Below are 8,608 nucleotides of genomic sequence, written 5' to 3'. Positions count from 1 at the left end.
CTCGACAGGAAGGCGATGCGCAGCACGGCCAGCGTGCGCCGCGCGACATCGGCGGACGCCGTGCCCAGGTGCGCGGCCACGCGCGCCTCCGCCCCGAACGCCAGAATCGCCGGCAGCGTGCGGACGCGGTCGACGAACAGGCCCGAAAGCCGGGACAGCGCCTGGTGCTGGGCATCGGCGGCGCGGCGCGCGGCCGATCCGGCGAGCGCCATGGCCAGGCCGAACGGCGCCAGCGTTATCAGCATGATGCCGGCGGCGATCATGCTTGCAGGCGCGGCCGCAAGCGCGATAAGAAAGGGCGAAATGGCTGCCGCCAGACGCAAGGGGGAGAAGCGCGCGGTGAGACCTTCTGTCACATCGACCGCGTCCACGGCGAGGTGTAGGTCCTCGCCGACAAGGCGTGCGCGTTGCAGCCTNNCGCACCATTCGTTTTTCCGCATTGGCGGCGATTTGCCCGCTGATGCGGGCGCGGGCGACAGCGAAGGCGCGCAACGCTCCACCCGCCAGCAGGAGCAAGACCCATACCAAAGCATGATGTCCTTCCGCCCGCCGGCCCACGATGATGGCCAGCGCAAGGGCAACGGCCACTGCGCCCGCGCTGTCCAGAAGCCACCAGGCGCCGGCGCGGCCCGCGCCGCGGCGTTTTCTTTCAGGCATTTGGGAAATTGCGCTGCTTGACATATTCGTAAAGTCTTATATTAGTAAATATTGTAATTGATCAAGGGTTTGAGTCAAACCTCCGGCGCCGGCCCAGTGGCACCAACCATGCCGCCCCGCAATCTGCCGGCCAATTAACGGGGAACATGCCAGATGGATATGGCAGTCGTAGAGCTTTCCCGCCTTCAGTTCGCGCTGACGGCCATGTACCACTTCCTTTTCGTGCCGCTTACGCTTGGCCTTTCGTTCATGCTCGTCATCATGGAGANNACGCGCTTCTGGGGCAAGCTGTTCGGAATCAATTTCGTGCTGGGTGTGGCCACGGGCCTTACCATGGAATTCGAGTTCGGCACGAACTGGTCGTACTATTCCCACTACGTTGGAGACATCTTCGGCGCGCCGCTGGCGATCGAGGGGCTGATGGCCTTCTTCCTCGAAGCGACGTTCGTGGGCCTGATGTTCTTCGGCTGGGACCGGCTGTCGAAGATCGGGCACCTGCTGGTGACCTTCCTGACCGCGCTGGGCACCAACCTTTCCGCGCTGTGGATCCTGATCGCCAACNNGCTGGATGCAGAACCCGGTGGGCGCGACGTTCAATCCCGACACGATGCGCATGGAAGTGACCGACTTCTATACGGTGCTGTTCAATCCGGTGGCGCAGGCCAAGTTCGTCCACACCGTCAGCGCGGGCTATGTATGCGCCTCGGTCTTCGTGATGGGCGTTTCGGCGTGGTACCTGCTCAAGGGCAAGTGGACCAACGTCGCCCGCCGGTCGATGATGGTGGCGGCCGCGTTCGGCCTTGCCTCGTCGCTGTCGGTCGTCGTGCTGGGCGACGAATCGGGTTACGCCCTTACCGACAACCAGAAGATGAAGCTCGCCGCGATCGAATCGATGTGGCACACCGAACCGGCGCCGGCCGGGCTTTCGCTGTTCGGCATCCCCGACATGCAGGCGCAGGAAACGCGGTTCGACATCAAGGTCCCCTATGTCCTCGGCCTGATCTCCACGCGCAGCCTGACGGGCGAGGTGACCGGCATCAACGAACTGGTGCTGCGCGCCGACCAGCGCATCCACAGCGGGTTGATCGCCTATGACGCGGTGGAGAAGCTGAAGGTCGACCGGAACGACATCGCCGCGCGCGCAACGTTCGAGAAGCACAAGGCTGATCTCGGCTATGCCCTGCTGCTCAAGCGGCATCTGGCCGATCCGCGCCAGGCGAGTGACGCGCAGATCCTCAAGGCCGCGTGGGACACCGTGCCCAACGTGCCGGTGATGTTCTGGCTGTTCCGCTTCATGGCGGGGCTGGGCTTCTTCTTCATCGCCTTCTTCGCGGCGGCCTTCTGGTGCGCATCGGTCTGCCAGTTCAACCGCACATGGTTCCTGCGCGTGGCGGTGGCGATCATTCCGCTGCCGTGGCTGGCGATCGAGTTCGGCTGGGTGCTGGCGGAAATCGGCCGTCAGCCGTGGGCGGTGGACGGCGTGCTGCCGACCTTCCTCGGCGCATCCTCGCTGACGGTCGCGCAGGTCTGGGCGACGATCGCCGGCTTCACGCTGCTCTACGGCACGCTGGCGGTGATCGAGGTGCGGCTGATGCTCGCGTCGATCCGCAAGGGACCGGTCGAACATCACGCGCCGGCTGCGCAGCACGGCATGAACGGCGGCTTCGCGCCGCTGCCGGCGGAATAAGGAGACAGGCGCATGGGTATCCCGCTCGACTATGAAACGCTGCGCCTGATCTGGTGGGTGCTGCTGGGCACGCTGCTGATCGGCTTCGCGCTGACCGACGGTTACGACCTTGGCGTGGCGGCGCTGCTGCCGTTCGTCGGCAAGGACGACGAGGAGCGCCGGCTGGTCATCAACGCGGTGGCGCCGCACTGGGAAGGCCATCAGGTATGGCTGATCCTGGGCGGTGGCGCGATCTTCGCCGCCTGGCCGTTCGTCTACGCCGTGAGCTTCTCCGGCTTCTACCTCGCCATGTTCCTGGTGCTGGCGTCGCTGATCCTGCGACCGGTGGCGTTCAAGTACCGCTCCAAGAAGCCCGATGCGGGCTGGCGCGCGCGGTGGGACTGGGCGCTGTTCATCGGCGGCTTCGTGCCTGCGCTGGTATTCGGCGTGGCCGTGGGCAACGTCCTGGCCGGCGCGCCGTTTCGGCTGGATAGCGACTTGCGCGTAACCTACGAAGGCACGCTGCTGGGCCTGTTCACGCCCTTCACGCTGCTCACCGGCCTGCTGTCGGTGACGATGGTCGTGCTCCACGGCGCGGGTTGGCTGGCGGTGAAGATCGAGGACGGCCCGGTGATGGAACGCGCGCGGCGGATCGGCACCTGGGCGGCAATCGGCTCGATCGTGTTGTTCGCGGCGGGTGGGTTGATCGTGGCCAAGGGCGGACTGGGTTTCCGCCTGGACGGGTTGATCGACGCCGCCGGGCCTTCCAATCCGCGCTTTTCCAGCGCGGCGGCGGCGCCCGGCGCATGGCTGGCCAATTACGGTGCGCATCCCTGGATGCTGGTCGCGCCGTTGCTGGGCCTCGGCGGTCCGGCGATCGCGCTGGCGGGCATCCGCGGGCGCAGTTCCGTGCTGAACCTGATCGGGTCCGCGCTGGCGACGGTGGGCATCATCGCCACCGTCGGCCTGTCGATGTTCCCGTTCATCCTGCCCAGTTCGATCGATCCGCGATCGAGCCTGACGGTGTGGAACGCCTCGTCGAGCCACCTCACGCTGTTCGTCATGCTGCTGGTGACGGTGATTCTCCTGCCGATCGTGCTGGCCTATACAAGCTGGGTCATGAGCGTGCTGTTCGGCCGCGTGACGATCGAGGATGTCCGCACCAACCCCGATTTCTACTGAGGATACGGACCGATGTGGTATTTTTCGTGGATTCTCGGCCTGGGCCTGGCGCTGGCCTTTGGCATCATCAACGGCATGTGGCACGAATTCAACTCGCCGATCGACGACGATCCCGCGATCTGACGCGATCAACCGATCCGGACCCTGCCGGGACTGTCATGGTCCCGCGCGCTGGGGGCGGGGGCCTGTGCGGCTTCCCGCCCCTTCTTTTGACCGATCAGGCGGATTTTGGTGTGTTTGTGCCGGTGGCGGGGCTTGTGTGGCGTCGCGAAACACTTACGTCACGGAAGTCATGAAGCCAGCAGACCTCTCCGACCTGAAGGCCAACGCCAACCGCATGGCCCAGCGGCTCAAGATCATGAGCCATCCCGAACGGCTGCTCATGCTGTGCCGGATGGACGAGGGCGAGGTATCGGTGAACGAGCTGGTCGCGCTGACCGGCCTGTCGCAATCGGCCGTGTCGCAGCATCTCGCCATGCTGCGCGAGGAAGGCGTGGTGGCAATCCGTGGCGAGGCGCAGACCCGGTTCTACAGCCTGAAGGACCCGGTGGTCCGCGCGATCATCCATGCCTTGTGCATCATCTGCGATCAGCAGGGCGACAGCGGGCGGGATGCGGGGCAGGCGGCGGCCTGAACCTTCAGCTTTCCAGTTCAACGTCCCAGTACAGCCAGTCGCGCCAGCTCGCGTGCAGGTAGTTGGGCGGGAACGCCCGGCCCTTTTCCTGCAATTGCCAGGTGGTGGGCCGGATCGGTTCCTCCATCAGCCGCATGTGGGCCTGCTTCGGCGTCCGCCCGCCCTTGCGCAGGTTGCACGGCGCACAGGCGGTCGACACGTTTTCCCAGGTGGTGCGGCCGCCCAGGCGGCGGGGTACCACGTGATCGAACGTCAGCTGGTCCGGGCTGCCGCAATACTGGCACACGAACCGGTCGCGCAGGAACAGGTTGAAGCGGGTGAAGGCCGGAAACTCGCTGGGCCGCACGTACTGGCGCAGCGCGATCACGGAAGGGATCTTCATGTCCAGCGAAGGGCTGTGCACCTCGCGGTCATACGTGGCGATGATGTCCACCCGCTCCAGGAACACGGCCTTGATCGCGGTCTGCCACGGCCACAGGCTGAGCGGATAGTAGCTCAAGGGGGTGTAATCGGCATTGAGGACAAGCGCGGGGCAACCCGACAGGTTCCGCGCGGCATCGCCGCTATGGGGCCTGGCCGCAGCCGCCCGCTCTATCAACGCGGTATGAAGCATGCTCCGGCGCGTCTCCCGCAAACCTGCCTTGCCGGCTCCGGTTCAGCGAACCAGGGCCTGCCAGAGCGGGCAGCGGCAGCAGGAGGAATGCCCGCCTGCGTGGGTATGTGGAAAATCTGCGTGACCGCTTCGTGACGCATGCCAGCCAAGGAACACGGCAGGGCAGGATGCGTCAAGAGCCTTGTCCCCGCGCTATCCACAGCTTGTCCCGCAGGGAGGGCGCCGGGCAGCGTCGGGTCGCGCTGCCTTCAGCCGGCATAGGCCTTGATCAGATCGAACAGGAAATCGCGGCCGACGAACAGCGAGCGCACCTCGATCCTTTCGTTCAAGCCATGGGCGCCGTTGCCGTCGGGATCACCCCACATGCCGGGAACGCCATAGGTCGGAATGCCCACGGCGCCCAGGAACGTGGAATCGGTGTAGCCGTTGGCCATCACCGGCACGAGCGGGACGCCGGGGAAATACTTCGCCACCAGCTTGCGCGCCGGATCGATCACCTTGGGCGATAGGGGCGGCGGGGGTGGCGAGGGGCGCAGCGGCGCCAGCGCGGTGACGGTCACGCCCGGATCGCCGATGATCGCGGCCAGTTCGCCCCGGATCGCTTCGACCGAATGGCCGGGAAAGATGCGGCAGTTGATGTTGGCGCCGGCACGCTGGGGCAGCGCGTTGCGGGCATGGCCGCCATCCAGCATCGTGGCGACGCAGGTCGTGCGCAGGTTCGAATGCAGGAACGGGTCGGTATTGACCACCGCTTCCGCCGCCTTGTCCGTCGGGTTGGCCGCGAGCGCGACCATCGCCTTGCCGATGGCATCGTTGCGCGCCGCGCCCGCCGCGCGGAAATAGGCGCGGGTGGTATCGGTGAATTCCACCGGAAATTCATGTGCTTCCACCCGGTCGAGCGCGTGGGCGAGCTGGTAGATCGCGTTGTCCGGCCGGGGCACCGAACTATGGCCGCCGGGATTGCGCGTTTCCAGCCGGTAGTTGCCGAAGGTCTTTTCGCCGACCTGGATGGTCTGCTCCACCACCTTGCCCCCGGCGGCCACGGCGCGTCCGTCGGTGGTGCCGCCGCCGCCCTCGTTCAGCGCGAATTCGGCATCGATCAGGTCGCGCCGGTTGGCGGCGAGCCATTCCGCGCCGTTGAACGCGCCGTTGGTCTCCTCGCCGCAGGTGAGCGCGATCTTGACCGTGCGGGCGGGCTTGTAGCCGCTTTCCCGGAAGCGGATCAGCGTATCGACCAGCATCGCCGCCATCGATTTCACGTCGCCCGTGCCGCGCCCGTAGAAGTAGCCGTCTTCCTCGACCAGCTTGAAGGGATCGCGCTCCCAGTCCTCGCGCTTGGCCTCCACCACGTCGATATGGGCGATCGCGAGCAGCGGCTTCAGCGTCTTCGACGTGCCGGGATAGACCGCGACGAGGCCGCCGTCCTTGGGGTGTTCGGGCGTGCTGAACAGCGTGATCTGGCTTTCGGGCAGCCCGGCCGCGCGCAAGTGGGCGGCCATGCGCTCGGCCGCGAGCGTGCAACTGCCCGCTGAAAGCGTGGTGTTGGTTTCGATCAATTCGCGGAACAGGTCGCGGAACCGTACCTGGTCCGGCCGCAGCGGCGCTTCCGCCGCCTGCGCGCCGGTCGATGCCATCAGCAGCCCCGCCAGGGCCAGCCCGGCCACCCTGGAGCGCCATCCGGATCGCTTCGTCATCGTTCCTCCCCCTGCTTGCCCGCTCATGTCCGCGTCGCCCTCAGCCGGCGTAGGCCTTGACCAGATCGGTCAGGAAATCGCGGCCGGTATAGACGGCCTTGGCGCGCATCCGCTCGTTGAGGCCGTGCGCGCCGTTGCCGTCGGGATCGCCATAGAGGCCCGGCGGGCCATAGGACGGAATCCCCACCGCTTCGAGGTAGATGCCGTCGGTGGCGCCGGTGGACATCACCGGGACCAGCGGTACGCCCGGATAGTACTTCGCCACCAGCTTCTCGGCCGGACCCAGGATCTGCGGAGTCAGCGGCGGCGCCTTGGGCAGCGGGCCGCGATCGTCGATCTTGGTCACCGTCATCCGCGGATCGGCGATCACGTCGGTCAGCGTCTTCTGCACGGCTTCGAACGAGACGCCGGGGAAGATGCGGCAGTTGACCGTGGCCGCCGCGCGCTGCGGCAGCGCGTTGTTGGCGTGGCCGCCTTCGAGCAGCGTGGCGACGCAGGTCGTGCGCAGCATCGAATGGAACGAGCGGTCGGTGTTGAGCGTGGCTTCGGCCTGCTTGTCGGCCGGGTTGGCCACGATCGCCAGCATGGCCTTGCCGATCGCGTCGTTGCGCGTGGCGCCCAGCTTCGCGAAATAGCCGCGCGTGGTATCGTTCAGCATCAGCGGGAATTCGTAGTCCCGCAGCTTCACCAGCGCGTCCGACAGTTCGTAGATCGCGTTGTCGCGGATCGGTATCGAACTGTGGCCGCCGGGATTGGTCGCCTCGATCTTGAAGTTGGCGACGACCTTTTCGCCGACGTGCAGGTTCTGCTGGATCACCTTGCCTTCGGGCGATCCGTCGGTGCGGCCGCCGCCGCCTTCGTTCAGCGCGAATTCGGCGTCGATCAGGTCGCGCCGGTTCTCCGCCAGCCAGCGCACCCCGTTGAACGCCCAGCTCGTCTCCTCGCCGCAGGTCAGCGCCAGCTTGAGCGTGCGTTTGGGGCGATAGCCTTCAGACTTGAAGCGCGTCAGCATGTCGACCCAGATGGCGTCCATCGCCTTCATGTCGGCCACGCCGCGGCCATAGAAATAGCCGTTTTCCTCGATGAACTGGTAGGGATCACGGGTCCAGTCCTCGCGCTTGGCGACGACCACGTCGAGATGGCCAAGCAGGAGGATGGGCTTGAGCGTCTTCGAACTGCCCGGCAGCACCACGACCAGCCCGCCTTCCTTGGGATGATCGGGCACGGCGAAGCGGGTGATCTGCGTGTCGGCGAAGCCGGCGGCCTTGAGATGGCCTTCGATCTTGTCGGCCAGCGCGGTGCAGCTGCCGGTGGTGATCGACGTGTCGGTCTCCACGAATTCCTTGTAGAGTTCGCGGAACTTCGCCTGATCGGCGCGCAGCGGTGCGGGCGCGTCGGCCGCGTGGGCGGCTGGTGTCATGAGTGTGGCGGCAAGCAGGCTGGCGGCCAGGGCGCCAAAGCGGAACGAACGCATTCCTATCCCCTGAAAAAGCGTTTCCATGGCGCCCGTTTCAGCATCATTCCCGGCCCTTGGGAAGCGGCCCGGCAATGCCTTTTTCGCGCGCGCGCGGCCGATCGCGGCAAACCGTGCGGATTTGTGACCATTCCTTGTGGAAAATCCCCCGCATCAGGGCTCTTTCGCTTGGGCTTGGGCGCGGCTCTGCCTATATGCTCGGTATGGCCAGCTCTTCAGAAAACACCCCGAACACCAATTCCTACGGCGCGGATTCGATCAAGGTCCTCAAGGGTCTTGATGCGGTTCGCAAGCGGCCGGGGATGTACATCGGCGATACCGACGACGGGTCGGGCCTGCACCACATGGTGTTCGAGGTTTCCGACAACGCGATCGACGAGGCGCTGGCCGGGCATTGCGACCTGGTGCTGATCGAGCTGAACCCGGACGGTTCTGTCTCGGTCGAGGACAACGGGCGCGGCATCCCCACCGGCATCCACGCCGAAGAGGGCGTGTCGGCGGCCGAGGTCATCATGACCCAGCTGCACGCCGGCGGAAAGTTCGAGAACACCAGCGACGACAACGCCTACAAGGTTTCGGGCGGCCTCCATGGCGTCGGCGTCTCGGTGGTCAACGCGCTGTCGGAATGGCTGGAACTCACCATCTGGCGCGATGGCGAGGAACACTGGATGAAGTTCGCCCATGGCGA

7 protein-coding genes and 2 pseudogenes are annotated in these 8,608 nt (G+C 66.0%); 5 read left to right on the top strand and 4 right to left on the bottom strand.

The genetic code is table 11. The features are described from left to right. A pseudogene (locus B3547_RS02630) lies at positions 1-371 on the bottom strand (cysteine ABC transporter permease); the annotation flags it as partial. 439 nt (positions 372-810) lie between these two features. On the opposite strand from B3547_RS02630, the pseudogene B3547_RS02625 reads away from it, so the two are divergent. The 4 genes and pseudogenes from B3547_RS02625 to B3547_RS02610 all read left to right on the top strand — a co-directional run bounded on the left by B3547_RS02625 (position 811) and on the right by B3547_RS02610 (position 4,139). Next, positions 811-2,344: pseudogene (locus B3547_RS02625) on the top strand (cytochrome ubiquinol oxidase subunit I). Positions 2,345-2,356: 12 nt separating this feature from the next. Beyond that, on the top strand, positions 2,357-3,505 hold the full coding sequence (cydB, locus tag B3547_RS02620) for a cytochrome d ubiquinol oxidase subunit II (protein ID WP_125954587.1): 1,149 nt from the start codon (positions 2,357-2,359) through the stop codon (positions 3,503-3,505). Between the two features lie 12 nt (positions 3,506-3,517). Next, the gene (gene cydX / locus B3547_RS02615; RefSeq protein WP_124809957.1) at positions 3,518-3,628 is read left to right on the top strand and encodes a cytochrome bd-I oxidase subunit CydX; all 111 of its coding nucleotides are present in this window, start codon (positions 3,518-3,520) and stop codon (positions 3,626-3,628) included. Between the two features lie 169 nt (positions 3,629-3,797). Beyond that, positions 3,798-4,139 (top strand): ArsR/SmtB family transcription factor, encoded by a 342-nt coding sequence (locus B3547_RS02610; RefSeq protein ID WP_124809956.1) that lies wholly within the window; start codon positions 3,798-3,800, stop codon positions 4,137-4,139. Between the two features lie 4 nt (positions 4,140-4,143). Here the strand turns inward: B3547_RS02610 and B3547_RS02605 are convergent, their stop codons facing one another. The 3 genes from B3547_RS02605 to B3547_RS02595 all read right to left on the bottom strand — a co-directional run bounded on the left by B3547_RS02605 (position 4,144) and on the right by B3547_RS02595 (position 7,947). Beyond that, entirely contained in the window at positions 4,144-4,752 is a 609-nt protein-coding gene (locus B3547_RS02605) for an HNH endonuclease (protein ID WP_124809955.1), read from the bottom strand. 248 nt (positions 4,753-5,000) lie between these two features. Further along, positions 5,001-6,446 (bottom strand): M20/M25/M40 family metallo-hydrolase, encoded by a 1,446-nt coding sequence (locus B3547_RS02600; protein WP_292959869.1) that lies wholly within the window; start codon positions 6,444-6,446, stop codon positions 5,001-5,003. A gap of 40 nt (positions 6,447-6,486) precedes the next feature. Continuing rightward, a complete protein-coding gene (locus B3547_RS02595) occupies positions 6,487-7,947 on the bottom strand; it encodes a M20/M25/M40 family metallo-hydrolase (protein WP_292959868.1) in 1,461 nt (486 codons plus the stop codon). A gap of 176 nt (positions 7,948-8,123) precedes the next feature. On the opposite strand from B3547_RS02595, the gene B3547_RS02590 reads away from it, so the two are divergent. Beyond that, positions 8,124-8,608 (top strand): ATP-binding protein (locus tag B3547_RS02590; RefSeq protein WP_414690483.1); only part of this gene is annotated, 485 nt, incomplete at its 3' end.

Origin of the sequence: Novosphingobium sp. UBA1939 (genome assembly GCF_002336885.1) — a bacterium.
Taxonomy (GTDB): Bacteria; Pseudomonadota; Alphaproteobacteria; order Sphingomonadales; family Sphingomonadaceae; genus Novosphingobium.
The sequence above is the reverse complement of the archived record's forward strand: the minus strand, read 5'-3'. Positions and strand labels throughout refer to the sequence as shown.

Bases quoted from the DNA above. Each gene is read 5' to 3' on its own strand.
- B3547_RS02595 (WP_292959868.1), bottom strand. From the start codon at position 7,947: ATGGAAACGCTTTTTCAGGGGATAGGAATGCGTTCGTTCCGCTTTGGC.
- B3547_RS02605 (WP_124809955.1), bottom strand. From the start codon at position 4,752: ATGCTTCATACCGCGTTGATAGAGCGGGCGGCTGCGGCCAGGCCCCAT.
- B3547_RS02600 (WP_292959869.1), bottom strand. From the start codon at position 6,446: ATGACGAAGCGATCCGGATGGCGCTCCAGGGTGGCCGGGCTGGCCCTG.
- cydX (WP_124809957.1), top strand. From the start codon at position 3,518: ATGTGGTATTTTTCGTGGATTCTCGGCCTGGGCCTGGCGCTGGCCTTT.
- cydB (WP_125954587.1), top strand. From the start codon at position 2,357: ATGGGTATCCCGCTCGACTATGAAACGCTGCGCCTGATCTGGTGGGTG.
- B3547_RS02610 (WP_124809956.1), top strand. From the start codon at position 3,798: ATGAAGCCAGCAGACCTCTCCGACCTGAAGGCCAACGCCAACCGCATG.